Source organism: Faecalibacterium sp. DFI.5.82 (assembly GCF_029076575.1).
Classification (GTDB): Bacteria; Bacillota; Clostridia; order Oscillospirales; family Ruminococcaceae; genus Faecalibacterium; species Faecalibacterium duncaniae.
Map to the genome: position 1 here is coordinate 1 of NZ_JARFIS010000138.1, position 382 is coordinate 382.

Genomic DNA, 382 nt, shown 5'->3' on the forward strand with positions numbered 1-382 from the left:
TGGAGATCATGCGCGCGCTGGCCACCAGCCCCAAGCTGCTGCTGCTGGATGAGCCTGCCGCTGGTATGAACCCCTCGGAACCCGCTGAGCTGACCGAGACCATCCGCCGCATCCGCGATGAGTTCAACATCGCCGTGCTGCTGATCGAGCATGACATGAGCTTGGGCATGGGCATCTGCGAGGGCATCGCGGTGCTGAATTTCGGCCGCATCATCGCCAAGGGCACCCCGGATGAGATCCGCAACAATCCCCAGGTCATCGAGGCCTACCTGGGCAAGAAGGAGGGCTGAACCGATGGCAGAAACGATGCTGAAAGTTGATAACATCATCGTTTATTACGGCAACATCCACGCTGTCAAGGATGTTTCGTTTTAGGTGAACG

At 58.1% G+C, this 382-nt stretch carries 1 pseudogene; it reads left to right on the forward strand.

Features of this window, described 5'->3' with window-relative positions:
• A pseudogene (locus P0G09_RS15955) lies at positions 1–290 on the forward strand (ABC transporter ATP-binding protein); the annotation flags it as partial.
• Between the last annotated feature and the right edge of the window lie 92 nt (positions 291–382).